The organism is Lentzea sp. NPDC055074 (genome assembly GCF_053608005.1).
In genome coordinates this window covers 58,267-83,913 of sequence record NZ_JBSGUQ010000031.1, presented here as the reverse complement: position 1 = coordinate 83,913, position 25,647 = coordinate 58,267, and the positions used below count along the sequence as shown (strand labels likewise).

Annotated in this window: 25 protein-coding genes; 14 read left to right on the top strand and 11 right to left on the bottom strand. The window is 69.5% G+C overall.

The features are described 5' to 3' along the window. Positions 1-468: 468 nt before the first annotated feature. Together pcrA and ACWF7A_RS42210 are read right to left on the bottom strand one after the other, a co-directional pair. Entirely contained in the window at positions 469-2,781 is a 2,313-nt protein-coding gene (gene pcrA, locus ACWF7A_RS42215) for a DNA helicase PcrA (RefSeq protein WP_452256077.1), read from the bottom strand. 73 nt (positions 2,782-2,854) lie between these two features. After that, entirely contained in the window at positions 2,855-3,346 is a 492-nt protein-coding gene (locus ACWF7A_RS42210; protein WP_452256076.1) for a hypothetical protein, read from the bottom strand. A gap of 305 nt (positions 3,347-3,651) precedes the next feature. Between ACWF7A_RS42210 and ACWF7A_RS42205 the strand changes: the two genes are divergently transcribed. Then, the gene (locus tag ACWF7A_RS42205; RefSeq protein WP_452256075.1) at positions 3,652-3,912 is read left to right on the top strand and encodes a chorismate mutase; all 261 of its coding nucleotides are present in this window, start codon (positions 3,652-3,654) and stop codon (positions 3,910-3,912) included. Positions 3,913-3,933: 21 nt separating this feature from the next. Here ACWF7A_RS42205 and ACWF7A_RS42200 read toward each other — a convergent pair whose 3' ends face one another. Then, entirely contained in the window at positions 3,934-4,986 is a 1,053-nt protein-coding gene (locus ACWF7A_RS42200) for a histone deacetylase (RefSeq protein WP_452256082.1), read from the bottom strand. A gap of 70 nt (positions 4,987-5,056) precedes the next feature. On the opposite strand from ACWF7A_RS42200, the gene ACWF7A_RS42195 reads away from it, so the two are divergent. The 6 genes from ACWF7A_RS42195 to ACWF7A_RS42170 all read left to right on the top strand — a co-directional run bounded on the left by ACWF7A_RS42195 (position 5,057) and on the right by ACWF7A_RS42170 (position 11,636). Then, entirely contained in the window at positions 5,057-5,383 is a 327-nt protein-coding gene (locus ACWF7A_RS42195) for a hypothetical protein (RefSeq protein ID WP_452256074.1), read from the top strand. Between the two features lie 103 nt (positions 5,384-5,486). Further along, positions 5,487-6,338, top strand: a complete 852-nt coding sequence (locus tag ACWF7A_RS42190; RefSeq protein ID WP_452256073.1) for a hypothetical protein — start codon at positions 5,487-5,489, stop codon at positions 6,336-6,338. A gap of 172 nt (positions 6,339-6,510) precedes the next feature. Then, on the top strand, positions 6,511-7,350 hold the full coding sequence (locus ACWF7A_RS42185; RefSeq protein ID WP_452256072.1) for a hypothetical protein: 840 nt from the start codon (positions 6,511-6,513) through the stop codon (positions 7,348-7,350). 205 nt (positions 7,351-7,555) lie between these two features. Further along, positions 7,556-8,407 carry a hypothetical protein gene (locus ACWF7A_RS42180; protein ID WP_452256071.1) on the top strand — a complete coding sequence of 284 codons (852 nt, stop codon included), beginning with the start codon at positions 7,556-7,558 and terminating at the stop codon, positions 8,405-8,407. A gap of 147 nt (positions 8,408-8,554) precedes the next feature. Continuing rightward, positions 8,555-9,880: a serine/threonine-protein kinase gene (locus ACWF7A_RS42175; RefSeq protein ID WP_452256070.1), complete on the top strand. Its 1,326-nt coding sequence runs from the start codon at positions 8,555-8,557 to the stop codon at positions 9,878-9,880. 118 nt (positions 9,881-9,998) lie between these two features. Further along, positions 9,999-11,636 carry a protein kinase domain-containing protein gene (locus tag ACWF7A_RS42170; protein ID WP_452256069.1) on the top strand — a complete coding sequence of 546 codons (1,638 nt, stop codon included), beginning with the start codon at positions 9,999-10,001 and terminating at the stop codon, positions 11,634-11,636. Between the two features lie 14 nt (positions 11,637-11,650). Here ACWF7A_RS42170 and ACWF7A_RS42165 read toward each other — a convergent pair whose 3' ends face one another. Beyond that, positions 11,651-12,553 (bottom strand): LysR family transcriptional regulator, encoded by a 903-nt coding sequence (locus ACWF7A_RS42165; RefSeq protein WP_452256068.1) that lies wholly within the window; start codon positions 12,551-12,553, stop codon positions 11,651-11,653. Positions 12,554-12,634: 81 nt separating this feature from the next. Here ACWF7A_RS42165 and ACWF7A_RS42160 point away from each other — a divergent pair, with 81 nt between their 5' ends. Together ACWF7A_RS42160 and ACWF7A_RS42155 are read left to right on the top strand one after the other, a co-directional pair. After that, complete coding sequence (locus tag ACWF7A_RS42160; RefSeq protein WP_452256067.1) at positions 12,635-13,561, top strand: DMT family transporter; 927 nt, start codon at positions 12,635-12,637, stop codon at positions 13,559-13,561. A gap of 121 nt (positions 13,562-13,682) precedes the next feature. Further along, a complete protein-coding gene (locus ACWF7A_RS42155) occupies positions 13,683-14,102 on the top strand; it encodes an SsgA family sporulation/cell division regulator (RefSeq protein WP_382445559.1) in 420 nt (139 codons plus the stop codon). A gap of 208 nt (positions 14,103-14,310) precedes the next feature. Here ACWF7A_RS42155 and ACWF7A_RS42150 read toward each other — a convergent pair whose 3' ends face one another. Both ACWF7A_RS42150 and ACWF7A_RS42145 read right to left on the bottom strand, forming a co-directional pair. After that, entirely contained in the window at positions 14,311-14,637 is a 327-nt protein-coding gene (locus ACWF7A_RS42150) for a hypothetical protein (protein WP_452256066.1), read from the bottom strand. 20 nt (positions 14,638-14,657) lie between these two features. Then, entirely contained in the window at positions 14,658-15,146 is a 489-nt protein-coding gene (locus ACWF7A_RS42145) for a hypothetical protein (protein WP_452256065.1), read from the bottom strand. A gap of 122 nt (positions 15,147-15,268) precedes the next feature. Here ACWF7A_RS42145 and ACWF7A_RS42140 point away from each other — a divergent pair, with 122 nt between their 5' ends. Then, the gene (locus tag ACWF7A_RS42140) at positions 15,269-16,561 is read left to right on the top strand and encodes a serine/threonine-protein kinase (RefSeq protein WP_452256064.1); all 1,293 of its coding nucleotides are present in this window, start codon (positions 15,269-15,271) and stop codon (positions 16,559-16,561) included. On the opposite strand, the gene ACWF7A_RS42135 is transcribed toward ACWF7A_RS42140, so the two are convergent. From ACWF7A_RS42135 to ACWF7A_RS42125, 3 genes are read right to left on the bottom strand one after another with little or no spacing between them, the layout of a single operon-like run. Then, on the bottom strand, positions 16,554-17,135 hold the full coding sequence (locus ACWF7A_RS42135) for a phosphatase PAP2 family protein (RefSeq protein WP_452256063.1): 582 nt from the start codon (positions 17,133-17,135) through the stop codon (positions 16,554-16,556). The two genes, ACWF7A_RS42140 and ACWF7A_RS42135, sit on opposite strands and share 8 nt — an antisense overlap. Before the next feature lie 5 nt (positions 17,136-17,140). Continuing rightward, positions 17,141-17,791: a response regulator gene (locus tag ACWF7A_RS42130; RefSeq protein ID WP_452256062.1), complete on the bottom strand. Its 651-nt coding sequence runs from the start codon at positions 17,789-17,791 to the stop codon at positions 17,141-17,143. After that, positions 17,788-18,957: a PspC domain-containing protein gene (locus ACWF7A_RS42125; RefSeq protein ID WP_452256081.1), complete on the bottom strand. Its 1,170-nt coding sequence runs from the start codon at positions 18,955-18,957 to the stop codon at positions 17,788-17,790. Before ACWF7A_RS42125 ends, ACWF7A_RS42130 begins: the two co-directional genes overlap by 4 nt. 132 nt (positions 18,958-19,089) lie before the next feature. Here ACWF7A_RS42125 and ACWF7A_RS42120 point away from each other — a divergent pair, with 132 nt between their 5' ends. After that, the gene (locus ACWF7A_RS42120) at positions 19,090-20,274 is read left to right on the top strand and encodes a PspC domain-containing protein (RefSeq protein WP_452256061.1); all 1,185 of its coding nucleotides are present in this window, start codon (positions 19,090-19,092) and stop codon (positions 20,272-20,274) included. After that, positions 20,267-20,458: a hypothetical protein gene (locus ACWF7A_RS42115; protein ID WP_452256060.1), complete on the top strand. Its 192-nt coding sequence runs from the start codon at positions 20,267-20,269 to the stop codon at positions 20,456-20,458. Before ACWF7A_RS42120 ends, ACWF7A_RS42115 begins: the two co-directional genes overlap by 8 nt. A 44-nt stretch (positions 20,459-20,502) precedes the next feature. Here ACWF7A_RS42115 and guaA read toward each other — a convergent pair whose 3' ends face one another. Continuing rightward, entirely contained in the window at positions 20,503-22,062 is a 1,560-nt protein-coding gene (guaA, locus tag ACWF7A_RS42110) for a glutamine-hydrolyzing GMP synthase (RefSeq protein ID WP_452256059.1), read from the bottom strand. A 19-nt stretch (positions 22,063-22,081) separates the two neighbouring features. Between guaA and ACWF7A_RS42105 the strand changes: the two genes are divergently transcribed. Together ACWF7A_RS42105 and ACWF7A_RS42100 are read left to right on the top strand one after the other, a co-directional pair. Further along, positions 22,082-22,783 (top strand): aminoglycoside phosphotransferase family protein, encoded by a 702-nt coding sequence (locus ACWF7A_RS42105; protein WP_452256058.1) that lies wholly within the window; start codon positions 22,082-22,084, stop codon positions 22,781-22,783. A gap of 10 nt (positions 22,784-22,793) precedes the next feature. Then, a complete protein-coding gene (locus tag ACWF7A_RS42100) occupies positions 22,794-24,239 on the top strand; it encodes an aldehyde dehydrogenase family protein (RefSeq protein WP_452256057.1) in 1,446 nt (481 codons plus the stop codon). Here the strand turns inward: ACWF7A_RS42100 and ACWF7A_RS42095 are convergent. Then, entirely contained in the window at positions 24,234-25,553 is a 1,320-nt protein-coding gene (locus ACWF7A_RS42095; RefSeq protein WP_452256080.1) for an FAD-binding oxidoreductase, read from the bottom strand. The two genes, ACWF7A_RS42100 and ACWF7A_RS42095, sit on opposite strands and share 6 nt — an antisense overlap. Positions 25,554-25,647: the final 94 nt, after the last annotated feature.

The following is a 25,647-nucleotide window of genomic DNA, read 5'->3' as shown; positions in this document are numbered from 1 at the left end:
TTGCATGGGTGGGTGCGGGTGGGGGTGTGTCTTCCCCCCGTCCCGCCCAAGGAGCGCCAAACTTCCGTGTGGGGGTGTCAACTCGACGAAGAGCGTGTCGAGTTGACACCCCCACAGGCATGCAGCAAGAGCTGTGGCACGACTCGTGACGAAGCCACCCCACCCAGGCCCTCTTGGTAAGGACGGCTCGCCTTCGGCATCGCGGTTGGTCGGGCGTTGCTCTGGGCTTGTGCTCTGAAGGCTCGCCTTCGGCATCGCGGATGCTTGGGTGTTGCTCTTGTCTGCGGTCAGACAGCTCGCCTTCGGCATCGCATGGCCTTACTGCGCTCAGGCAGCTTGCCTTCGGCGTCGCAGACGATGGGCATGCCTCGGTTGCGCTCCGGTGGCTCGCCTTCGGCATCGAGTCGAGTAGAGCGCGGCTGTCGTGGTGTGGCGAGGCGAGGGGCGAGTTGTTCGGGGGTGGGCCGGTTAGAGCTTGGTCATCGGGACGCTGCCGATCAGCATCAGGCGGACTGTTCCTGCCCCGCCGAAGTCGATCGTCGCTGTCGCCCGCAGGCCCGCGCCGTCCACTGCCACCACTCGGCCCAGGCCGTACTTGTCGTGGGTCACTCGGTCGCCCACGTCCAGCTTCATCGCCGGGGCGTCCTTCCAGCCCGTCTTGCCCGGGGCCGGGCGGGTCAGGCCTCGGGAGGCTATGCCGCCTGAGGCTGAGCGGCCCCAGGTCGTGGCTGCTGCCGGGCCTGAGCGGGACGGTTCTACCCGGCGCCAGTCCAGCAGGTCCTGGGGGATCTCTCCCAGGAAGCGCGAGGCCGGGTTTGCCGAAGGCTGGCCCCAGGCTGAACGCACCAGGGCCCTGGAGAGGTAGAGGCGGCGCTGGGCCCTCGTTATGCCCACGTAGGCGAGGCGGCGTTCTTCCGCCAGCTCTGCTGGGTCGCCCAGTGCTCGCATGTGCGGGAAGACGCCGTCTTCCCAGCCCGTGCTGAAGACGACCGGGTATTCGAGGCCCTTGGCCGTGTGGATGGTCATCAGGGTGACCACGCCGTCCGACTCCGCGTCGGGGATCGAGTCCGCGTCCGCCACCAGCGAGACTCGTTCCAGGAATGCCGGGAGGGACGGGACCGGGTCCGCGCCTTCGGGGAGCTCCAGTTCGGTGAACTCCCTGGCCACGGTGACCAGCTCGTTGAGGTTCTCCACCCTCGTGTGGTCCTGGGGGTCCTCGCTGGCTTCCAGTTCGGTGCGGTAGCCGGTCTTCTCCAGGACTGCTTCCAGGATGTCGGCCACGTCGTCCTCGCGGGCGACCATCTCGCCCAGCTGGTCCATCATCTCCACGAAGCCCGCGATCGCGTTGCGGGAGCGGGGGTTCAGGAGCGGGACCCGGTCGTTCACCGCTTCGCGGAGGGCTGCGGCGAAGCTGATTCGTTCGCGTTCCGCGTAGGCCGAGACGCAGGCTTCCGCCCTGTCGCCGATGCCTCGCTTGGGGACGTTGAGGATCCTGCGCAGCGAGACCGTGTCGTCCGGGTTCGCCAGGGTGCGGAGGTAGGCGAGGGCGTCCCGCACCTCCCTGCGCTCGTAGAAGCGGACGCCGCCCACGACCCTGTACGGGAGGCCCAGGCGGATGAAGATCTCTTCGAAGACGCGCGACTGGTTGTTGGTGCGGTAGAAGACGGCGATCTCGGAGTTGTTGACCTCGCCGCTGTCGACGAGGTGGTCGATCTCGTTCGCCACGAACGCGGCTTCGTCGTGTTCGTTGTCGGCGACGTAGCCGACGATCTTCTCGCCCTCGCCGAGGTCGGACCACAGCGACTTGTCGCGGCGGTTCGGGTTGCGGGAGATCACCGCGTTCGCCGCGGTCAGGATGTTCTGGGTGGAGCGGTAGTTCTGCTCCAGCAGGATCGTGGTGGCGTCCGGGTAGTCGCGCTCGAACTCCACGATGTTGCGGATCGTGGCGCCGCGGAAGGCGTAGATCGACTGGTCCGCGTCGCCCACCACGCACAGCTCGGCCGGGGGGATCTCGCCGCCCGCCTTGCCCACGAGCTCGCGGACGAGGGTGTACTGCGCGTGGTTCGTGTCCTGGTACTCGTCGACCATCACGTGGCGGAAGCGGCGGCGGTAGTGCTCGGCCACGTCCGGGAAGCGTTGCAGGAGCTCGACGGTCCTCATGATCAGGTCGTCGAAGTCGAGCGAGTTCGACTCGCCGAGGCGGCGCTGGTAGACGGCGTAGACCTCGGCCACCCGGCGCTCCAGGTCGTTCGTGGCCTGGGCCGCCGCGGTCTCCGGGTCGATGAGCTCGTTCTTGAGGTTCGAGATGTGCACGGCGAGGGTGCGGGCCGCGTACTTCTTCGGGTCGAGGTCGAGATCTCTGGCGACGAGGGTGATGAGGCGGCGCGAGTCGTCGCTGTCGTAGATCGAGAAGTTCGACGACATGCCGAGGGTCTTCGCGTCCCTGCGCATCACGCGGACGCACATCGAGTGGAACGTCGACACCCACATCGAGCGGGCGCGCGCGCCCACCATGTCGGCTACGCGCTCCTTCATCTCGGCGGCGGCCTTGTTCGTGAACGTGATGGCCATGATCTCGCCGGGGTGCACGTCACGTTCCGCGAGCAGGTACGCGATCCGCCGGGTGAGGACGCGCGTCTTGCCGGAGCCGGCGCCCGCCACCACGAGCAGCGGTGAGCCGGCGTGCTCCACGGCACGGCGCTGCGCGGGGTTCAGGTCGTCGAGCAGGTGGCCCGCGCGGGAAACGGGGGGACTTGAGGGCAAGTCGAACAAGGCGCTCATCGTTCATCCACGGTACCGGGCGGCACCGACAAATCCGGTACCGCCCGACCATGTGTTCGATGAGCGGGATCTATCAGGTGCTGGTGTCGATCAAGAACGACTGACCCGCGTGCACCGCGTCGTGGCCGCCTGCCTCGGCGTACACGTCGATGCTGTCCTGCGTGTGGATCGAGCCTGCCCTGGTCTCGACCGTCAGGGTCGGCCACGCCTCCTCGTGCACGATCAGGTGATCCTGCGTGCACTCGACGCCCTCGGCGCCGGGACCGTCGGCGACGTCCCAGCAGTCCCAGCCGTCGCCCTCGTAGCCGGTGACCTCCAGGCGGTCGATCGGGAACGAGATGAAGACGGACAGGCCCTGCTCGTCGTGGCCCGCGACGTTGGTGACGACGAGGTCGAACTTCTGCCGGCCGTTGGTCCCGCCTCTGGTGACCCAGGTGGTGCCGGGGCCGGACCAGCCGGAGACCTTCGTGAGCGCGACGGTGGCGAAATCAGGTTCCGCGGAAGCGGGCGGAGCGACCGCGAGAGACAGCGTCAGGGCAGCCGTCATCCCGAGCACGTACTTCATGGGACCCCCAGGTCTTGGAACGAGTACCCGCAGACCATAGGTCGTCTGCGTCTCCATCAGAAGAGGGAATCTCGGGCTGATGTCCCACCTGGTGAGCCCGCTCACCGCGCGGGCTTGGCGGCTGCGGGGAGTTCTGTGCGACACTGCATCCATGCGCGCGACGTTCTTCGAGTTTTTCTACGGGACCCGGACTCCGGCTCCCGTGGTCGTCTAGCGCTGAAAAGCCACCACGAAGCCCCGGAGTCCTCGGACCCCGGGGCTTCGTCGCTTCCGGGCCAGGACTCGAAGTTCTCGAGAGGTCACCAATGATGGACACCACCACCGAACCCGACATCAACGCCCTGCGCGAGGAGATCGACCACCTCGACGCGGAGATCCTTCGCCTCGTGCAACGGCGCGTCGAGGTATCCAAGATCATCGGCGCGGCCCGGATGGCGGCCGGCGGCACCAAGATCGTGCACAACCGCGAGATCGACGTGCTCACCCGCTACAAGCCCCTCGGCCCGGAGGGCAAGGACCTCGCGATGATCCTGCTCAAGATGGGTCGCGGCCCGCTCGGCAGGTAGCAGGGGAAGACGGGCCCGGCGTCACAGCACGCCGGGCCAAAAAGGCTCCAGGGCGGCACGAACGCGGGCGAGGTCCACGTCCGCGAGCTGGGAGTCGTCCGGCACGTAGGCCAGCGGGTCCTCGACCAACGGCTCCGGCAGCCCCAGCAGGCCCTCCACGAGCGCGTGCAGGCACAGCGCCGAGTACCCGCGCAGGTAGCCGCCCTCCTGGGTGAGCACGGCCCGCGTCCCGAACGACGCCACCCGCCGCCCGATCTCGCGGTACCCGTCCGCCGTGAGGTTGTGACGCCCGTTGGGGTCGAACGCCGAGCCGTCGAACCCGGACGCGCACACCAGCAGGTCCGGCGCGAAGTCGCGCAGCAGCGGGAAAGCGATCTCGTCGAGCGCGCGCATGTACGTCGTGTCACCCGCACCGAGTGACAGCTCGATGTTCACGTTCCTGCCGTTGGCGCCCACTTCTGATGGCGCGCCCGTCTGCGGGTGGTTCGTACCCCACGAGCCGTGCCTCATGTGCACCGAGATCGTCAGCACGTCCGGCCGGTCGTAGAAGACCTCCTGCGTGCCGTTGCCGTGGTGCACGTCCCAGTCCAGCACCGCGACGCGCATCCCTTGGCGTCGCGCGGTTTCCGCCACCAGCGCCGCGTTGTTCACGAAGCAGTAGCCGTCCGCCATGTCCGGCTGCGCGTGGTGCCCTGGTGGCCGCACGAGCGCATAAGCGATCGGTGCGCCACTTTCCAGCGCCGCCAACGCCGTGCCCGCCGCCGCAGAGGCCGCACGCCAAGTCTCCGGCCCTACGACCGTGTTGACCTCCAGCGCCACACGCTCCGACACGCGCAACGAGTCGAGGTACCCCGCCGTGTGCACGCGCAGAAGCTCGTCGACGGACGCATGCCGCCCCTCGTGCCACTTCAGGTGTGAGGCCACCGGACCGTGCGTCAGCGCGTGCCGGAACGTGCGCAGGCGCGCCGCCGTCTCCGGGTGCGGCTCGGCGACGTCCAGCCACGGCCAGGAGCCCGGCAGCTCCCACAGGCCCTCACCGGCGTCGTGCTCGAGGCAGTCGTCGTGCCAGAACATGTCCACCCGAATCGGATATCAGGGCGATCACGGATGGTCCACCGAAAAATTCTGGGGGCACACTGGAGGCATGGGCCTCATCGCTGCACTGATCGCCATCGCCGGCCTGCTCGCCGCCTTGGCGCACGACGCTTACCTGGGCGCGCTCGGCTCGGCCGCGAACAAGAAGGGCCTCTCCGGGGCGCCCGTCTCGCAGTTCGTCCGCAGCCGCTGGAAGACCGCCATCATCACGACCGCCGGCGCGCTGATCGGTCTGCTGATCACCAGCGGCGACACCCTGGCCGCCGACGTGATCGGCGCGCTGATCGCGGGAGGCAGCGGCCTGGCCGCGCTCAACGGCGTGCAGAACACGCGCAAGCAGTTGAACAGCGGTCAAGCACAACTCCCGCCGCGGTAGGAACTTCACACAAAAGAGTGTCACTCGTCCTGAACACCCCCTTTTGGTTGCTTCGGTACCTCCAGACGGCCCTACCCTGATTGCGTCGCAGAGGGGTGTCGGGATGGACGAACTGCCGGGCAAACATCGTCTGGACGACGGGCCACAGCCGCTGGATCCGCGGCCCGTCGTCGGGGGCGACCGCATCCCGCTGCCCCGCCGCCGCCAGATCGACCCGCTGCAGGACACCGACGGCCTGCGCAAGTTCAACATCGGGCTGGTGCCCGCCTCGGTCACGCCGCCGCGCACCTGGAAGCGCGCGGCCTGGTTCGCCGTCGTCTCGTCTGTGCTCGTGCTGATCGGCCTGAGCGTCGCCGCGGCCAAGCTGGTCGGCGGTGGCGGCGCGGTCGAGACGGTCGGGCTGCCCGGCTACCCCTCGGACGTGCCGACGATCGGCGCGCTGCAGACGGGCGGCACGAGTCCGTCGGCCACCAGCGCCTCTCCGCCGTCCGCCGCGAACACCGGCCGGGGAGTCCCCGTGCCGGGCACGGGCTCCAGCAGCGTCGCGGGCACGAGCGGGCAGGCGTCCGCCACGAATCCCCAGCCACCCGGGACGGTCCCGCCGGTCGTCATCACGACCCTGCCGGTCACCCAGGCCCCCGTCGTCGACGGCGGCAAGATCGCCGAGCAGACCGAGCACTTCTACCGCGAGATGGCCACGAACGCCGACACGGCGCTCGCCATGACCACGGACACCGTGCGCTCCAACGCCGGCGCGTTGCTCGAGGGCAGGCTCGCCGACATCTCGCTGATCGAGGTGAAGGAGATCGTGGTCGACCCCGGCAAGGGCCTCACCGTGAGCCTGCTGCAGGTGACGAAGAAGGACGGCTCGGTCAGCACCGAGAAGCGCGAGCTGAGCTTCACGCTCGGGGACCTGCCGTTGATCAACGGTGAACGGTTGAAGCTCGGCGGCTGAAGTGGCTAAAGGTCACGACCGGAGCTACCGAACGTAGTAGGTAGCACCATCGAGCGATCCCAGGCCACCGCTGACCGCCACGGACGGGTGAAGTCCACCAAGAAACTGGCGTCTTCAGGCGAGGCCACGGTACGTCTTCTGCTGAACACGGACAGTACGGAGGGCCAGAGCAGTGCAGCGTCCCGCGGCGACGACAGGACGGCGGCACGCCCGCGCCGGCTCGATCAGCGTTGCCGAGCTGATGAAGCAGCAGCCGGCTCCGATGCGCATCCTCTCGAACGAGGAAGCCGCCACCGACGCTCTCGTCACCTCCCTGCTCGGCCCGACCGAGAACATGACCGCGACGACGACCGTGATCCCGGTCGTGCCCGGCCGCCGCCGTCGCACGAGGACGGGCCGTGTCGCCAGGGTTGCGGGCCTGCTGACCGGCGCGGTCGTGCTCGTCTCGTCCATCGCGGGCGCGGCGATCCTCGCGGGCAAGCGTCCGGCGAACGTCGGCGTCCCGATCTCCGAACGGCCCGTGGCGCTGTCCGGGTCGAGCGCGCTGCGCCCGGACGTCCTGTCGGCCCAGCTGCCGCACGAGCACCCACCGCTGCAGACCACCCCCACCGCCGTGATGCCGATGCCGCAGCCGTCCGCGCTGCTGCTCGAGACCGCGGCTGTGCAAGCACCCGAGACGGCGACGCCCGAGGTCTCGATCGGCCCGTTGCCGCAGGTGGACGTGGTGAAGAAGTTCTACGAGCTGCTCACGACCAAGCCGGGCGCGGCCGCCAAGCTGCTCACACCGGACCTGGTCGGGGCGAACCCCGCCGAGTTCGTCCAGTCCTGGGGAAAGATCAAGACGGTCAACGTCGACCAGACCTCGGTGCGGCCGGACGGTTCGGTGCTCGCGGTCGTCTCGATGCAGGAGACCGACGGCAGCTGGCTGCGCATCGAGCAGCTCTTCTGGCTGACCAGCACGACCCAGCCGCGCATCGTCGCGACTGAAGTCCTTTCGGCGCAGCGCAGCTAGGCCGAGGAGTTAGGTCGCACCCAACTGATTCGCCGTTCGCAGTCGAACGGTGACCGCTCGTCGCGAAAACCGGGTTCCGGCCGTGAAAATTCCCCCATAGGGGTTACATCTCCGGTCACGATTCGGTATCCATGTTCCCGCCAGTGCGCGTACGCGAACTTGGAAGGGTGAACGAGCGGTGTCGATTGAGGACCATCGTCGGCGGTTGACCGGATCGGCTGAGTCGACCGGCCAGCTGTCCGTCGCCGAGCTGATCGCCCGCCGTGAGGCGGAAACCGTGGAGATCCCGGTGATCACCGACGACATCACCCCCGAGTCGTTCGAGCCGACCGTGAAGTTCAAGCCGGTCAAGGCCGCGGGCGGCAAGAAGAAGCAGCCCATGAAGGAGCTGCACATCACGGAGCTGCTGCGCCGTGAGGGCCGCGCCGACGACACCCAGCGCGGCGGTTTCACCGTCGGCAAGCTGGCCGCCGCCGCCAGCGGTGGCGTCATCATCTGCGGTTCCGTCGCGTTCGCCGCCTCCTCGTGGCTGTCCTCGCCGGACGAGCGCCCGCTCGCCGAGGTGCGGTTCGACGAGCGAGCCCAGGCCCGTGGCGCCAGCGCCGGCACCGAAGGCGTCGTGAAGCTGCCGTCGAACAAGACGCAGCAGTCCGATGCGAGCGAGACGAAGCAGGCGGAGCCGACGTCGGCGGACCCGACCACGCGCGTCGCCCCGTACGTCCAGACCCAGCAGCAGCGTCCGACGCAGCAGCAGACCCAGACGCAGGCCCAGCAGCCGACGCAGCAACCCACCTCCGAGACCTCGACCACGCCGTCGACGCCCACGGAGACCAGCACGCCGAGCACGCCGCCGTCGAGCGAGACGCCTCCGCCGCCGCCGAGCTCGTCCACCACCCCGCCCAGCAGCAGCAACACGACGCCGCCGAAGTCCGAGACCCCGCTGCCCCCGACCTCCAACCCGGTCGACGTGAGCGTGGACCTCGGCATCCTCGACCCCGTGCTGAACACCGTGGGCGACGCCGTCGGCGGATTCGACTTCTTCGCCCCGGCGAACTGACGCACGACAGGTAGCTCAGCGGCCGCCCCCGGCAGGTACCCTGTGCGGGCATTCCGGACGACCCGCCGACTACCGCACGAGGAGCACGAGCGTGGGACCTGCTGCCGCAGCCGCAGTCACGCCTCCGCGCACCCCTGAGGTGGGCTTGTGACGACGTCCGGCACCTCGGACGGCCGTCTGATCGCCGACCGCTACCGCTTCCTCGACCGCATCGGCTCCGGCGCGATGGGCATCGTCTGGCGCGCCCACGACGAACGCCTCGGCCGCGAGGTCGCGATCAAGCAGTTGCTGCTGGCCCCCGGCCTCGACGAGGCCGAGCAGGACGAGGCCATCCAGCGCGCCATGCGCGAGGGCCGCATCGCCGCGAAGCTGCACCACCCGAACGCCATCGCCGTGTACGACGTCGTCGAGGAGGACGGCGTCCCGTGCCTGGTCATGGAGTACCTGCCGTCCTACAGTCTCGCCGACGCGCTGGCCGAGGGCGGGCCGATGGACCCGCTCGAGGTCGCCAGCATCGGCAGCCAGTGCGCGGCGGCGCTCGCGGCGGCACACGCGGCGGGGATCGTGCACCGCGACGTGAAGCCCGGCAACGTGCTGATCGCCGACAACGGCGTCGTCAAGATCACCGACTTCGGCATCTCGCGCGCGTCCGACGACATCACGGTCACCAAGACCGGCCTGATCGCCGGCACGCCCGCGTACCTCGCTCCGGAGATCGCGCGGGGCCAGGACCCGACGCCGGCCTCGGACGTCTACTCGCTCGGTTCGACGCTGTTCGCCGCGATGGAGGGCGAGCCGCCCTATGGAGTGAGCGAGAACACTCTCGGTGTTCTGCACGCCGTCGCGGCCGGTCGGATCAACCCGCCGACGGTCGACCACCCGCTGGCCGACACGCTGCTGTACCTGTTGAACTTCGAGCCGGAAGACCGGCCGACGATGGCCCAGGCGCGCGAGGTGCTCAACGCCGTCGCGCACGGCCGTTCACCGTCGTTCAGCGGCCTGGCCGTGGTCGACGGACCCGACCCGACGACGATCGTGGAACCCGAGCGGACCCGCGTGGTCCGGCCGGTGCCCAGGACGTCGCCGCCGCGGACCGCACCGCCGATGGCTCCCGCGAGGGGGCCGGAGAACAACCGGCCGCTGGTGATCGCTGCTGTTGTACTGGCGTTGTTGCTGGTCATCGGCGGTCTGATGGTCGCGCTCGGGGTGTTCAACAAGGAAAAGGAGACCCCGTCGGCACCGCCTGCGAGCAGTTCGCAAACGGTGGAGCCGACGACTTCGTTGCCCGAGGTGACCACAACCACCCCCGAGGCAACGACAACGCAGCAAACGACGTCTAGCACTACAACGACCACAACCACGACCACCACGACGACCACTACAACGACGACCACCACGACGACGACTACTCCGAAGCCGTCGTCGTCAGTGCCGGTCGTGACAACGACGACTGTGCCGCCTCCGGCGGGCTAAGCGTCGTTACGCCGTAGAAATCTCGTAAGGTGGGTACCCGCACCGATGGGTGATCTGAACCCGAAGGTGTGATCATCCGTTGAACTGAGAGCAAGTGACCGCACAGCGGGGAGCAACTGTGACCGACGATGGCCGATTGGTCGCTGGTCGCTACCGATTGAGCCAGCGGATCGGCAGCGGCGCCATGGGCGTCGTCTGGACGGCACACGACGAACGCCTGCACCGCACCGTCGCGGTCAAGCAACTGCTCCTGCAGCCCGGACTGGCCGAAGCTGACACGGACGAGGCCAAGAGACGAGCCATGCGGGAGGGCCGCATCGCCGCGCGCCTGCAACACCCGCACGCGGTGGCCGTCTACGACGTGGCCGAGGACGACAGCCAGCCGTGGCTGATCATGGAGTACCTGCCGTCGAAGAGCCTCTCCGGTGTGCTCTCCGAACGAGGCACGCTGCCTCCGCGCGACGTGGCGTCGATCGGCATGCAGGTCGCCTCCGCGCTGGCCGCCGCGCACAACGCCGGCATCGTGCACCGCGACATCAAGCCCGGCAACATCCTGCTCGGCGACGACGGCACGGTGAAGATCACCGACTTCGGCATCTCCCGCGCGACCGGTGACGTCACGGTCACCGCGACGGGCATGCTCGCGGGCACCCCCGCCTACCTCGCACCCGAGGTGGCGAAGGGCTACGACCCGGGTTCGCCGTCGGACGTGTTCTCGCTGGGCTCGACGCTCTACGCCGCGATCGAGGGCGAACCGCCTTTCGGTCTGAGCGAGAACACCATCGCGCTGCTGCACAAGGTCGCGTCCGGCAAGGTCAACCCGCCGCGCAACGCCGGCCCGCTGACCGCGCTGCTGATGCGCCTGCTGCGTGCCGAGCCGGAGGACCGCCCGACCATGGCCGAGGCCCGCGACGCGCTCGCGGCCGTCGCCAACGGCCAGGCCGCCCCCGCCTTCACGCCCGCGGTCGTCGCACCGACCCACCCGCCGTCGTGGCGCGGTGCCCCGGTGCAACAGCAGCAGGCCGCCACGCGCGCCCTCACGCCGCCGCAGCAGCAGGCACCTCCTCCGCCGCCGCCCAACGCGACGCGCGTGGACATGCACACGCCACCGCCGCCGCGCACCCAGCAGCAGGGGCCGTCGAACCACCGTCCGGCCGCCGCGCCGCAGTACTCGCAGCGGCCCAGGCCCTCGAAGCCCTCTCCGCTGGCGTCGGTCTCGAAGAACAAGAAGTCGACGGTCTACACCGCGCTCGCCATCGTGGCGGCGGCGGTCATCGGCATCATGTTCGCGAGCATGATCTCGAGCGGCGGGGACAACGGCACCGACAACAACGCGGGCTCGAACACCTCGACCCAGCAGACGCAGGACAACAACCCGACCAAGCAGTCGACGCCCCCGAAGTCCGCGGGCAAGGCCGGTCAGTGGACGAGCCAGCCGACCCCTGAGGACATGCGCGGCTTCCTGAACGAGTACTTCGCCACCGCGCCCACCTCGCCGGAAGACGCCTGGAAGTTCGGCAACGCCAACTTCCAGGCCTCCTACCCCGGCGGCCAGAGCGGATTCCAGACCTTCTGGTCAGGCGTGAAGGACGCCAAGGTCGTCGAAGCCTCCGAAAAGGAAGGCTTCTACTGGGAGGTCGTCGTCCAGTACACGAAGAAGAACGGTGACAAGACCACCGAACGACGCGGTATCTCGTTCGAGTGGAAGAGCCCGAACTTCCTCCTGCACAGCGACAAGTCACTGGGCGGCTACTGATCGAACAGCCCTGGTCAGGAGGCCCTTGCGGCCTTCTCCAGGGCTTCGGCCAAAGTCAGCACGGCCGGGTTCCAAGCGGCATCCTCGCGGTACACGACGTGAATGTGCCGGACAGGTTCGGGATTGCGCACCTTCCGCAGAACAACGCCGGGGTGCGCAAATCCCAGACCGAGCCGGGGAATGATCGTGACTCCCAGTCCGGCCGCCACGAATCCCTGCGCGGTCGCGTAGTCGTCGCTTTCCACGGCCACCTTCGGCGAGAACCCGGCACCCGCGCAGGCGTTGCGCACGAGGCTGGCGCACGGGCCGGTGGCGCCGCAGTCCGCGTCGATCCAGGGTTCGTCGGCCAGCTCTCCCAGGTCCAGCACGCGCTTGCGGGCCAGGGCGTGGCCTCGCGGCAGGACTGCGTAGAACGGGTCGGCGAGCAGGTGGCGCGCGACCATGCCCTCCGGGGCCGGAGCGTCCTGTTCGAGGACGGTGATCGCCACGTCCGCTCGGCCCGCCGCCAGCTCGACGAACGGGTCGGTCGGCTCGGTCAGCTTCAGGTCGAGCTCGACGCCGGAGCGTTCTGCGCGGAACGTCGCCACCGCGGGCGGCACGAGGGCGGCGCCGGCCGTCGCGAAGTAGCGGACGCGCAGGGTGCCCGCGCAGCCGTTGCGCAGGGCCGTGAGGGCGCTCTCGGCCTCGGCCAGCTGCTCCGCCAGGCGCGCGGCGTGCTCGGTGAGGAGGCGGCCCGCCGCGGTGGGCCTGATGCCCCTGCCGACGCGTTCGAGCAGCGGCAGGCCTGCCTGCTTCTCCAGGCCCGCGACCTGCTGCGAGATGGCGGACGGGGTGTAGCCGAGGTTCGTCGCCGCCGCGGTGATGGAACCCGTGCTCACGACGGCCCTGAGCACCTGCATTCGTCGCACGTCCAGCATGCCTCAACCTTACAGCGGTGCTTAAAGGTTGAGCACAACAATTAAATTGTTTTCACGTGTTCGCGGGCGCATGGTTGACGTGTGAACCAACGCGGAACGTTGATCAGGATGGGCGTGCTCGCCCTGCTGTGGGGATCCAGCTTTCTGTGGATGAAGCTCGCGCTCGGGAGTCTCGCGCCCCTGCAGATCTCGCTCGTGCGGACGTTCTTCGGAGCGCTCGTGCTGTTCGTCGTGCTCGCACTGGCGAAGATGACGCTGCCCCGTGATCGCAGGATCTGGGGTCACATGCTGTTCGTGGCCCTGTTCGGCAGCGCGATCCCGTTCACGCTGTTCGCGTTCGGCGGCCAGACCGTCGACTCGGGTGTCTCCGGGGTGCTCAACTCCACGACGCCGCTGTTCGCGCTGGCCATCGGCCTCGTGCTGGGCAGCGAGAAGATCAGCAACCTGGTGCGCCTGCTCGGCCTCGGGCTCGGTTTCGCGGGCGTCCTGCTGATCTTCGCGCCGTGGCAGTCGGCCAACAGCATCGCGAGCTGGGGCGCCGTGCTGTGCCTCATCGGCGCCGCGAGCTACGCCATCGGCTACTCCTACGCCGGCCGCTACCTGGTCAACACCGGTGCCACGTCGACGCAGCTCGCCGCCATGCAGCTGACCACCGCGATGGGGATGCTGCTCCTGGCCACGCCGTTCGGCGGCCTGCAGCCGCTGCACCTGCACTGGATCGGCGTCGTCGCCGTGATCGTCCTCGGCGTGTTCGGCACCGGCGTCGCGTTCATCCTCAACTACCGCGTCATCGCCGACGAGGGCGCCACGACGGCGACTACCGTCGGTTACCTCTTGCCGGTCGTCTCGGTACTCCTTGGAGCGATCTTCCTCGGGGAGCAACTCAACGCGAGGGTCGTGGCCGGGATGCTGGTGGTGCTCCTGGGCGTCGCACTGACCCGCAGGAGGCCCGTCGCGGCAGGTCAGACCGTCTCACCAAACGAGACGCGCGACCTGGTCAAACGCTGAAGGGTGAGACGCACGTCTCCCCCAATAGGATGGTTCCGAAACGAATCGCGTCCTTATCGAGCTGGATAGCCGTCTCCTCTTTGTGAGCGGACATGGAGACCAGCCTGGGAAGGACATCGACATGAACAACGAGAACCTGAAGGTCACCACCCGGACGACTTTTCAGCTCCTGGCACCCGGCGCGGCGCCCGCGCCGGTCGAGGCCGAACTCGTCTACGACCCGGAAGACCCCTACGCCGTCGCCGTCGTCTTCTTCACCGGCTCCGGCCGCGTCGAGTGGATGTTCGCCCGCGACCTGCTGGCCGACGGCCTGCTGACGCCGTCCGGCGAGGGCGACATCCTGGTCCGCCCGGCCTCCGACGACCCGGAGCGCGTCCTGGTCGAGCTGAACGCGCCGACCGGGTTCGCCATCCTCAGCGCCGTCGCCGAGGACGTGGCGGAGTTCCTGGACAGCTCCTACGACGTCGTCCAGCCGGGCGAGGAGGACCTGTGGATCGACTTCGACCGGGAGCTGCAGAAGCTCGTCTCGACGATCGACTAGTCGCCTGGGTGGCGACCGGGGTGGTCGTACGGGCGCGGGGCGAGGTGCCGGCACGCGGGGCAGCGTGGCCGACCAGCTCGTCACCGGAGACCACCGAACGCGGTGCTCGACGTCGTGGGCAGCGGCGAAGGCACGTCTCACCAGGCTGAGCGGGTTCCCGACGTGAGTCCCCACCGGGGAGCTCGGCTCGACACGAACGCTTTGATCGCTACTCGGTCGCCTTGGGGTGCGCACCGGCGTAGTCGATCCACACCACGCGCTTTTGCACGTCGAGCAGGTACCAGACGCGGTCTCCACCGGTGACCTCGATCTGCCAGCGCGGCATGAGCCGCCCACCGTGGGTGCCAGTCGACAGGACACCTTTCAGCCGTTCATGTCGACTTGTCTGCACGGCCGGGCCAGGATCTGCGCGCATGGCGTCCCAGGCCCGACGCAGGTTGGCGGCGGCCCTGTTCTCCAGTTCTTGCCAACCCTTGACGGACTCGCTGGTGCGGAACCGGATCTCCCACTCCCCGTTGACGGGTGGTGGAGCCACCGGATCGTTCTTCCTGGGACTCACTGCGCGGCAGCCCCAGGCGCGGGAACTTCGCCGAAGTCCTCGCCGTGATCCCCGGTCAGGATGGCGACCAGCTTCGGATCAGCGTGCACCTCGGCGGTACGCCGCCACTGACCGATCAGCTGCGACACGGGAGCCGGAGTGCCCAGGGAGTTCGCGGCTTCGAGCGTGTCGACGAGCTCGACGACGAACGCCTGCATGTCCTCTCGTGGCAAGAACCGAACCCACGGGAACGCCTTGGGCATCACCTCGGTGACCAGGTCACGAACTTCGGCGTGGTGCTGCATCAAGGCGACGAAAAGGGTGGTCGTGACCGAGACGACCTCTCGCACTTCTTCAGCCCTGCTGGCCGTGGTCAGCACGAGATCCTCCTCGTCACCGCGGCGGCGCAGGAGCAAGGTCTGGGCGGGCGACTCGTGAAGCTTCCGCACCGAGTCCTTGGGCTTGTTGAGCAGTTCGCTGAAGTTGGTCCCTGACACAGTGGACATACTTTCAAAGTACTTGAAAACTAGCCGCTTCGCCACCGGCTGCGAAACCCCGCCGCGATCCGCGCCACCCCGCACGAGGGGAACCCCGGATGCCCTTCTCCGCGATTGATTAGTCTCAGGGTGTGACAACCATCGGGGGCCGCTACACGCTGCTGGAGCGCATCGGCAGCGGAGCGATGGGGGTGGTCTGGCGAGCACGCGACGAGGTGCTGGCCCGCGAGGTCGCGGTCAAGCAGCTCGTCACAGGTGACCACCAGCGGGCGATGCGGGAAGCGCGCAACGCCGCGCGGCTGCACCACCAGCACGCGATCGCGGTCTTCGACGTCGTGTCCGACGAGGAGCACGACGAGCCGTGGATCGTCATGGAGTACCTCGCGTCGCACAGCCTCTCGGCGCTGATCGCCGAGCGCGGGCCGCTCAAGCCGGCCCAGGCCGCGAGCATCGGGGCCAAGGTCGCCTCGGCTCTGGCGGCGGCGCACGCGGCGGGGCTCGTCCACCGCGACATCAAGCCCGGCAACGTCCTGATCGGCCACGACGGCACGGTCAAGATCACCGACTTCGGCATCTCCAAGGCCACCGGCGACGGCACGATGACCGACACCGGCATGATCTCGGGCACCCCCGCCTACCTCGCACCCGAGGTGGCGCGCGGCGAGCAGCCCGACGAGGCGTCCGACGTGTTCTCGCTCGGCGCCACCATCTACACCGCGATCGAGGGCGAGTCGGTCTTCGGGCCGAGCGACAACAGCTTCGGTCTCATCTACCGCGCGGCCAGCGGGCAGGTCCGCGATCCCAAGAACGCGGGCGAGCTCACGCCGTTGCTCCTGCGCCTGCTCTCGCAGTCCCCGAAGGACCGGCCGACCGCGCAGGAGGCCGCCGACCTGCTGGCGTCCGAGCCGCAGCCCTCGCAGCCGCTGCAGATCCCGGTGCCGCACCGCGGGCTCAAGCCGCCGAACAAGCGGATCCTGGTGATCCTGGGGGTCATCGCGCTGCTGGGGATCGGTGGTGGCGCGGCCGCCGCGTACTGGGGCGGCACCGGCGATCTCGGCACTCCGGTCAACCAGGGCAACTTCCAGCAGCAACAGCAGCCCCGCTACTTCACCGCGGCGGAGGCGTCCGGGTTCGTGTTCGGGCACTACGAACAGCTCCCCGCCCATCCCGACGTGGCGTGGCACAACCTCTACGAGCGGGCCAGCGAGCCGCAGGAGAAGTACGTGGCGCGCTGGAAGGGCTACACCTCGGTCCAGTGCACCGAGACCCGAGTGCCGGTCCGGTCGCACGGCCCGAACTGGGTGGTGACCTTCAACCTGGCGCTGCAGACGGACCTGGGCGAGCAGAAGTCCGGCGTCTACGAGGCCGAGGTGGCCGCCGTGAACAACGAAATGAAGATCACCAGCATCACGCAGATCAGCTGAGCAGCCAGAAGCTGCCGCCGCCGACGACCACGCCCATCACGGACCCGGCCACGACCTGCGCCGTCGTGTGGTCACCGAGCTCGACGCGGGACCACGCCACGAACACGGCGGGCAGCGCGAGCAGCAGCCACCACGGCCCGTAGACGACCGCCAGCGTCACGACGGCGGCCCACGCCACGGCGGCGTGCAGCGAGATCTTCCACTTCAGCCCGAACGTGATCGCCATGCTGACGATCAGCGAGGCGAACATGCTTCCCGCCAGCGCGAGCATGTTCCGCGGCGCGCCACCCAGGACCATGATCACCGTGCCGGCCGCCAGCGACGCACCCGCCGTGACGAGCGGGACGACCCGGCCCTCGCGGTTGGTCACGTGGTGGCCGTCCCACTTGCCCTTCCTGGCCCCGCGCACGATCACGGCCATCGGGATGACGGACGCCGTCAAGGCGACCACGGACCCCCACAGCAGCGTCTTCCAGACGCTTTCCGTCGCGAACGCCACCCCGAACGGCAGCAGGATCACCCAGACCCACGGCGCCAGCACCTCGGTGGCACCGCGGGCGACCTTGTTGATCAAATTCCTCAGACCAGCCTGCGGTCAGTGGCCCAGCGGGAGAGCTCGTACCGGTTGGAGAGCTGCGTCTTGCGCAGGACGCTCGACACGTGCGTCTCCACCGTCTTCACGCTGATGAACAGCTCGGACGCGATCTCCTTGTACGCGTAGCCGCGCGCGAGCAGCCGCAGCACGTCCCGTTCGCGCGGCGTCAGCAGGTCGAGCTCGGGGTCGCTGATCGGCGCGGCACCCGGCCGGTCCGCGAACGCGTCCAGCACGAACCCGGCGAGCCGCGGCGAGAACACCGCGTCCCCCTCGCTGACCCGCACGACGGCCTTGACCAGCTCCTGGCTGGAGATCGTCTTCGTCACGTACCCGCGCGCGCCGGCGCGGATGACGTTGATGACGTCCTCGGCCGCGTCGGAGACCGACAGGGCGAGGAACGTGACCTCGGGGATCTTGGTGCGGATCTGCCGCAGCACCTCGGCACCGCCGCCGTCGGGCATGTGCACGTCGAGCAGCACTACGTCCGGCTTGTGGTGCGCGATGCCCGCCACCGCCTCACCGACGCTGCCGGCCTCGCCGACCACCTCGATCTCCTCGGTGATGGTGTCGAGCTCGGCCCGCACCCCCGCGCGGAACAACGCGTGGTCGTCCACCAGGAACACCCTGACGCTCATGTCCTGGCCTCCAGCTTCCTCGGCATCTCGAGCTGCACCTCGGTCCCCTCTCCCGGAGCCGTGCGCAGTCGCACCTCCCCGCCGTGCCTCGTCATTCTCCCCCGGATGCTGCCCGCGAGGCCATGCCGGTCCTCCGGCACCGCGTCGGGGTCGAAACCCTTGCCCCGGTCGCGCACGAAGACCGTCACCTTCTCCGGCTCGACCTCGGCGTACACGCTGACCTCGCCCACCCCCGCGTGCTTGGCCGCGTTGACCATCGCCTCCTTCGACGCCTGGACCAGAGCGAACATGCCGTCCTCCAGCTCGCAGTCCCCGACCACGACCTGCGAGACGGCGATGGCGAAGCCGTCCTCGACCTCCGCGCACACCTGGGCGATCGCGACGCTGATGGAGTGCGGCTGCTCGCCCACCTCACGGCCGTAGAGCCAGCCGCGCAGCTCGCGTTCCTGGCTGCGGGCCAGGCGCTTGACCTCGCGCGGCGACTCGGACTGCTTCTGGATCAGGGCAAGCGTTTGCAGCACCGAGTCGTGCAGGTGGGCGGCGATCTCGGCGCGTTCCTCGGTGCGGATGCGCGCACGGCGTTCCGAGTCGAGGTCCCGCACGAGGCGCATCCACAGCGGCACCGTCAGCACGGCGACGCCGACGAGCGTGGCGATGACGGAGAGGAAGACGGTCGAGAGGTTCTGGACGGTGTCGTTCACCACGAGGAACGCGGCGACCCCCGCCACGACCAGCGCACCGCCCGCCACCGTCCGCACGATCCCCGCCTTGCCCTGCGCGAACGCCCCGTCCTTCCACCGGCGTCGTTGCGCCTCGTCGGCCTCGCGCCACACGACGGCGGCGCCGATGAGCGCCACCGCGATCGGCCCGGTGATCCACCCGCTCCACGCTCCCCCGAGCAGGCCGGTGAACACCGCGACGCCGATGCCGAGAGCGGCGAGGCCGACGGCCTGCTGCCACTCCTTGCGGTCCTCGTCGGTCTCCGGCTCCGCCACCGCCGACTGCGGGACGAACATCCAGAGCAACGCGTAGGCGACGATCCCGACCCCGCTGAACGCCGTGAACACGGCGAAAACCGCGCGCACCCAGAAGACGGGCGCGCCCAGGTGGTCCGCCAGTCCGCTCGCGACACCCGCGACCACCCGGCCGGTGCGTCGACGGCGCATCGGCTCAATGCGTGCACTCACCGACCGATCGTCACACGTCGTGGCGAGTTGTTCATCAGGGATGTCCCCGGTTCCGTGATTCAGGGCTGGTCCCTGATGTGGCCGGGAGGGTGTTCGAGCAACCTTGTCGGTGTGAGCGGGACTGAGAAGGCAATGCAGGGCGTGGCGGACACGCTCAGAGAGTTCTGGGCGCACCGTCCGGTGCGGCCCCGTGCAGGGCGCAAGCTCGGAGGCGTCGCCACCGGAATCGCCCTGCGCTACCAGATCGACCCGGTGATCGTCAGGATCGCGTTCGTGGCGCTCGTGCTGTCGGGCGGTGTGGGCCTCCCGCTGTACCTCGCGGGCTGGCTGCTGCTGCCGGAGGAGGGCGACGCGGTGTCGCCGCTGGAGGCCTTGATCAACAAGGGTTCCAGCTCGATGTCGCAGGGCCAGACCGTGCTGCTGGGCATCCTGATGTTCCCGATGCTCGCGTTCGCCTTCGGGGGGAACAGCGGGTTCCAGGTCTTCGTGACGCTGGCCGCGACGGTCGCGTGCATCTACCTGCTGCAGAAGAACCGCGGGCACCTGCAGCCGGCGACGCTCACCGACCCCGCGCCCGCGGTGCCACTGGCACCGGGAGCGCCGGCCTGGGACCCGCTGGGTGCCGCCCCGTTCGCCTGGGACCTGCCCGAACCCGCCCCGGCACCGCAGGCGCAGCCGCCGGCACCCCGCCAGCGCAAGCCGCGCGTGGGCCTGATGACGACGGGCGTGGCGACCCTGGTGGTGGCCGCCTCCGCGATCGCCGGCGCCTGGGTGCCGTGGTTCACAGTGGCGCACACGATCGGCCTGGTCGTCGCCGTGCTCGCGGCGGGCCTGCTGGTCGGCTCGTTCGCCGGAGGTGGCCGGGGCCTGATCTGGCTGCTGATCCCGGCGGCGGTGGTGGGGGTCGGCATGACCGCGATCGACTTCGACGGCAGCCCGACCCGTCTGAGCAACTACAACGAGACTCCGAAGTCCGTGACCGACGTGCGGGACCGCTACGAGACGAGCGTCGGCAGCGTGCAGCTGGACCTGCGCGACCTGCCGGACTCCGGCGAGGTGAAGACCGCGATCGAGGTCGAGCTCGGCGAGGCGGTCGTGCGGGTGCCGAAGAACGCGGACGTGACGTTCCGGTGCGAGGCGTCGTCCCTCGGCGACCTCGACTGCCTGGGCAAGCAGGCGGACGGCAGCAGCGTCGAGGTGAGCGGCCGCGACCTCGGCGAGAACGGCGAGGGTGGCCTGAAGATCGACCTCGACGTGCGGTCGAGCGTCGGAGAGGTGAGTGTGCTCCGTGGCTGAGCAGGGAATGCGCAGGCGGATCGACCCCGTCACGCTGGTCTTCGGGATCGGCGGCGGGCTGACGGCGGCCTACGTGCTGAGCAACGGGTCGTTCTGGCTCGACTTCCGATGGGCGCTCGGGGGGACGGCCATCGTGGTCGGCCTGGTGCTGCTGACGAACTCGCTCAGACGCAAGACCCGCTGATGACGAAGGGCCCCGGTCTGGTGACCGGGGCCCTTCTCACGTCTCTACTCCCACTCGATGGTGCCCGGCGGCTTGGACGTCACGTCCAGCACCACTCGGTTGACCTCCGCCACCTCGTTGGTGATCCGGGTCGAGATCCGCTCCAGCACCTCGTACGGCAGGCGCGTCCAGTCCGCGGTCATCGCGTCCTCGGACGACACCGGGCGCAGCACGATCGGGTGCCCGTAGGTGCGGCCGTCGCCCTGGACGCCGACGCTGCGGACGTCCGCGAGCAGCACGACCGGGCACTGCCAGATCGAACGGTCGAGCCCGGCTGCGGTGAGCTCCTCGCGCGCGATGGCGTCGGCCTGGCGCAGCGTGTCGAGGCGGTCCTGGGTGACCTCGCCGATGATGCGGATGCCGAGGCCGGGGCCGGGGAACGGCTGGCGCTGCACGATCGTCTCGGGCAGGCCGAGCTCGGTGCCGACGCGGCGGACCTCGTCCTTGAACAGCGCGCGCAGCGGCTCGACCAGCTCGAACTGCAGGTCGTCCGGCAGGCCGCCGACGTTGTGGTGCGACTTGATGTTCGCGGTGCCCGCGCCGCCACCGGACTCGACGACGTCCGGGTAGAGCGTGCCCTGCACCAGGAAGCCGTAGTCGCCCTCGGCCTTGAGGTCGCGCTCGGCCTGCTCGAACACGCGGATGAACTCGCGTCCGATGATCTTGCGCTTCTCCTCCGGGTCCGTGACGCCGGCCAGCGCGTTCAGGAACCGCTCGCGCGCGTCGACGGTGATGAGGTTGATGCCCGTGGCAGCCACGTAGTCGCGCTCGACCTGGGTGCGCTCACCGGCGCGCAACAGACCGTGGTCGACGAAGACGCAGGTGAGGCGGTCGCCGATGGCGCGCTGGACCAGCGCGGCCGCGACCGCGGAGTCGACGCCGCCGGACAGGGCGCAGATCGCCCTGCGGTCACCGATCTGCTCGCTGATGCGCGCCACCTGCTCGTCCACGATGGACGACGTCGTCCACTGCGGACGGATGCCCGCGATCTCGTGCAGGAACCGGCGCAGCACCTCCTGGCCGTGCGGCGAGTGGTGCACCTCGGGGTGGTACTGCACACCGGCGAAGCGGCGCTCGGTGTCCTCGAACGCGGCGACCGGCGCGCCCTCGCTGGTCGCGGTGACGGTGAAGCCCTCGGGCGCCTTGGTGACGGCGTCGCCGTGGCTCATCCACACCGGGTGGCTCGTGGGCAGTTCCTGGTGCAGCGAGCCGCCCTCGGCCGGGACGCTCAGGTCCGTGCGGCCGTACTCGCGGGTGCCGGTCTGTTCAACCGCGCCGCCAAGTGCGCGCGCCATCGCCTGGAAGCCGTAGCAGATGCCGAAGACCGGGACGCCGGTCTCGAACAGCTTCGGGTCGACCTGCGGGGCGTTCTCCGCGTAGACGCTCGACGGGCCACCGGACAGAACGATGGCCAGCGGGTTCTTGTCGAGGATCTCGCTGACCGTCGCGGTGTGCGGGACGACCTCGGAGTAGACCTGGGCCTCGCGGACGCGGCGGGCGATCAGCTGCGCGTACTGGGCGCCGAAGTCGACGACGAGAACAGGGCGGTTGCTGGTGTCGGACACGCCGCCAAGGATCTCATGCGTGGACGAGCAACTGCTGACCGGTGGCGGGCTGAACCAGGTGTTCAGGGTGGGTGACGCGGTGCGGCGGCCGGCCGGGCCGTGGGCTCCTCGCGTGCACGAGTTGTTGCGGCGCTTGGCACCGCTGGGAATCGCGCCGGTTCCGCTCGGGCTCGACGACGAGCACGAACTGCTCAGCTACCTGCCGGGTGAGGTTGGCCACGTGCACCCTTCCGGTGACACGGCCTTGATCGAGTCAGCGCTGCTGCTGCGGCGCCTGCACGACGCGACCGTTCCGTTCCTGGGCGATCCGCGGGACGAGACGTCTCGTCCCGCGTTCGGCCTGGACGGGTGGCAGCACGCGGCGAGGGAGCCCGTCGAGGTGGTGCTCCACGGGGACTTCGCGCCGTACAACATCGTGTTCGAGGACGGGCACCCCACGGGCGTCTTCGACTGGGACAGCGCGCATCCGGGTCCGCGCTGGTGGGACGTGAGCTGGGCGCTGATCCAGTTCGTGCTGGCGCTGCCGGACGACCGCGAACGGCGCACACGGCTGTTCTGCGAGACGTACGGGATCGAGTACGTGGCCGAGCACGTGGTGATCCGTCTGGACGACATGATCCACACGATCCGGACACATCCGGCGTTCGTGCTCCAGCGGGCCGAACGGCATGACGATCATTACTTGGAACTCAAGACGTACGTGCAGGCCAGTAGGGCTTAACGTGGCTCCCATGGACGCGTTCACACCGCAACCCAGGCCGTGCTGGGTCGCCGGCCGCCCCGAGCAGGGCGAGCAGGCGTTGGAGGTTCTCCACCCGTTCGACGGCACCGAGGTCGCCTCGGTGGCAGTGCCGGGCAGAGACCAGGTGGAACGCGCGGTGGCGGCGGCCGCGGCCGTCGCGAAGGAGTTCCGGCGAACACCCGCCCACGTGCGGGCCGAAGCGCTGCTGCAGGTGTCGCGCTCGCTGGCCGAACGCGCCGAGGAGATCGCCGAGACGATCACCGCGGAGAACGGCAAACCGCTGAAGTGGGCCGAGATCGAGGTCGCGCGGGCCGTCAACACGTTCCGCTTCGCGGCCGAGGAGGCGCGGCGGTTCACCGGCGGGCTGCAACGGCTCGACACCGAGGCCGGTGGCGTGGGGAGGATGGCGATCGTCCGGCACGTGCCGCGCGGGCCCGTGCTGGCCGTGGCGCCGTTCAACTTCCCGCTGAACCTGGTGGCGCACAAGGTCGCGCCGGCGCTCGCGGTGGGTGCGCCGGTGATCGTGAAGCCCGCTTCGGCGACGCCGCTGTCGGCGTTGCTGCTCGGCGAGATCCTGGCCGAGACCGACCTGCCCGAGGGCGTGTTCTCGATCCTTCCCGTGCGGGGCAAGGACATGGACGCACTGGTCAAGGACGAACGGCTGCCGGTCATCTCGTTCACCGGGTCGACGAAGGTCGGCTGGTCGTTGATGGAAGCCGCGCCGCGCAAGCACGTCGTGATGGAGCTGGGGTCCAACGCGGCCGCCATCATCTGTCCTGATTGGACGGATCTGGACCACGCGGCCCAGCGCATCGCGACTTTCGGCAACTACCAGGCCGGGCAGTCGTGCATCGCCGTGCAACGGGTGATCGTCGACCGCTCGAAGGCCGAGGAGTTCGTGCCCAAGCTCGTGGCCACCGTCGGCGCGCTGAAGACCGGCGACCCGCACGACCCCGAGGTCGAGGTCGGGCCGTTGATCGACGAGGACAACGCACGGCGCGTCGAGGAGTGGGTCAACATGGCCACCGACGTCGGCGCGACGGTGTTGCTGGGCGGCAAGAGGAGCGGGGCGACGGTCGAGCCGACGGTGCTCACCGACGTGCCGAAGACCGCCAAGGTGTGGACCGAGGAGATCTTCGGGCCGGTGCTCGTGGTGTCCGTCGCGGACGGCGTCGAGGACGCGTTCGCGCAGGCCAACGACAGCAAGTACGGGCTGCAGGCCGGGGTGTTCACCCGGGACGTGCAGGTGGCGTTCGAGGCCGCGGCCGAGCTCGAGGTCGGTGGCGTGATCATCGGCGACGTGCCGTCCTACCGCGCCGACCAGATGCCGTACGGCGGCGTGAAGGGGTCGGGCACCGGACGTGAGGGCGTCCGGTCGGCGATGGAGGACTTCACCGAGGAGCGCGTCACCGTGCTCACCGGGATCCAGCTATAGGCCCTGCGGGAACGCCAGCACGCGGTCCGGGTCGTAGCGTCGCGCTACCTTCCTGAGTCGCGCGAGGTTGCGGCCGTAGTAGGCGGTCGGCCAGTCGGGCATCTCCGGGTCGATGTAGTTCACGTACCCGGTGTTGCCCGCGCCGAGCCCGTCCCGCACGGTCGCGACCGCCCGGCGCGCCTCGGCCTCCGTCCTGCCCTCCGCGCCGAAGAAGATCTGGGCGCTGGCCTTCGCGTCGCGGTGCGGGAACGCCGTGGCGTCCGGCGCGACCCTCGCGAGCGCTCCGCCGAAGGAGTCGAACAGGACGGCGCCGTCGGTCTGCTCCTGCACCAGGCCCGCGACGTGGTCACCGGACAGGTGGCGGCGGAGCATGCGCGACGACGCGGCGAACCGGGAGCCGGGTCCCGGACCGCCCGCGTAGTAGCGCATCGTCTCCAGGTAGCTCATCTCCAGCACGGTGCGCTCGACGGCCGGCATCTTGTTCAGCAGTGGCACCAGGTTCTTCTTCGGCCCCACGTACACGCCACCGACGTTCGTGACCGCACCGGCGTCCGCCTGGACCGTGCAGCCCGACCAGAGTTCGTCCGGCGCCCCGTCCATCCACTCCTGCCAGGCGTCGAACACGTCCGCCGCCGCCCCGGCCGGGTAGGGGAGGTTGAAGTAGGTCAGGTCCGGCGCGGGGTCCGTGCGGAAGGTGAACTCCGTGACGATGCCGAAGTTGCCACCGCCACCGCCTCGCAACGCCCAGTACAGGTCGGGCTCGGAGTGTGCGGACGCGGTGCGCAGGCAGCCGTCCGGCGTGACGATCCGGGCGCTGACCAGGTGGTCGCTGGTGAGGCCGTACTTGCGGCCGATCACGCTGATGCCGCCCCCGAGCGTGAGCCCGCCGATGCCGACCGTCTGACAGGTGCCCGCGGGCAGGGCCTGGCCCGCCGCGCCGACGGCCTCGTAGACGGGCAGCAGCCGTGCGCCGGCGCCGACCCGTGCCCGCGAGCCGCCGACCTGCACGGCCGCCATCGCTGCCAGGTCGACGACCAGACCGTTCTCGGGCAACGAGTAGCCCGCGTAGCTGTGCTTGCCGCTGCGGGCGGCGACCGGGATGCGTTCGTGCGACGCGAACTCGAGGCACACCTGCACGTCCTCCGGCCGGACGCACTTCGCGATCGCGGCCGGCCTGCGGTTCGCGTAGAGCATGTTCCACGGCACGCGAAGAGCGTCGTAAGCCGGATCTCCCGGCAGCACGAGCCGGTCGCCCAGCCTCCTGCGCAGGCGCGCCCAGTTGGTGTCGGCGGCTGCGGCCGTCGCGGTGCCCATCCCCAAGCTTGCGACGGTGAGTGCGGTTCCCTGCAAGAAAGTTCGCCTGTTTACCCCCATGGGGACACCACGTCCGGGCCGCACCCCGGGTTGC

What these genes read in the sequence shown, in the direction of transcription:
- ACWF7A_RS42205 (WP_452256075.1), top strand. Translation starts at nt 3,652, where the DNA reads ATGATGGACACCACCACCGAACCCGACATCAACGCCCTGCGCGAGGAG.
- ACWF7A_RS42100 (WP_452256057.1), top strand. Translation starts at nt 22,794, where the DNA reads ATGGACGCGTTCACACCGCAACCCAGGCCGTGCTGGGTCGCCGGCCGC.
- ACWF7A_RS42190 (WP_452256073.1), top strand. Translation starts at nt 5,487, where the DNA reads ATGGACGAACTGCCGGGCAAACATCGTCTGGACGACGGGCCACAGCCG.
- ACWF7A_RS42155 (WP_382445559.1), top strand. Translation starts at nt 13,683, where the DNA reads ATGAACAACGAGAACCTGAAGGTCACCACCCGGACGACTTTTCAGCTC.
- ACWF7A_RS42125 (WP_452256081.1), bottom strand. Translation starts at nt 18,957, where the DNA reads ATGCGCCGTCGACGCACCGGCCGGGTGGTCGCGGGTGTCGCGAGCGGA.
- ACWF7A_RS42145 (WP_452256065.1), bottom strand. Translation starts at nt 15,146, where the DNA reads ATGTCCACTGTGTCAGGGACCAACTTCAGCGAACTGCTCAACAAGCCC.
- pcrA (WP_452256077.1), bottom strand. Translation starts at nt 2,781, where the DNA reads ATGAGCGCCTTGTTCGACTTGCCCTCAAGTCCCCCCGTTTCCCGCGCG.
- ACWF7A_RS42095 (WP_452256080.1), bottom strand. Translation starts at nt 25,553, where the DNA reads ATGGGCACCGCGACGGCCGCAGCCGCCGACACCAACTGGGCGCGCCTG.
- ACWF7A_RS42165 (WP_452256068.1), bottom strand. Translation starts at nt 12,553, where the DNA reads ATGCTGGACGTGCGACGAATGCAGGTGCTCAGGGCCGTCGTGAGCACG.
- ACWF7A_RS42195 (WP_452256074.1), top strand. Translation starts at nt 5,057, where the DNA reads ATGGGCCTCATCGCTGCACTGATCGCCATCGCCGGCCTGCTCGCCGCC.
- ACWF7A_RS42210 (WP_452256076.1), bottom strand. Translation starts at nt 3,346, where the DNA reads ATGAAGTACGTGCTCGGGATGACGGCTGCCCTGACGCTGTCTCTCGCG.
- ACWF7A_RS42130 (WP_452256062.1), bottom strand. Translation starts at nt 17,791, where the DNA reads ATGAGCGTCAGGGTGTTCCTGGTGGACGACCACGCGTTGTTCCGCGCG.
- ACWF7A_RS42200 (WP_452256082.1), bottom strand. Translation starts at nt 4,986, where the DNA reads ATGTTCTGGCACGACGACTGCCTCGAGCACGACGCCGGTGAGGGCCTG.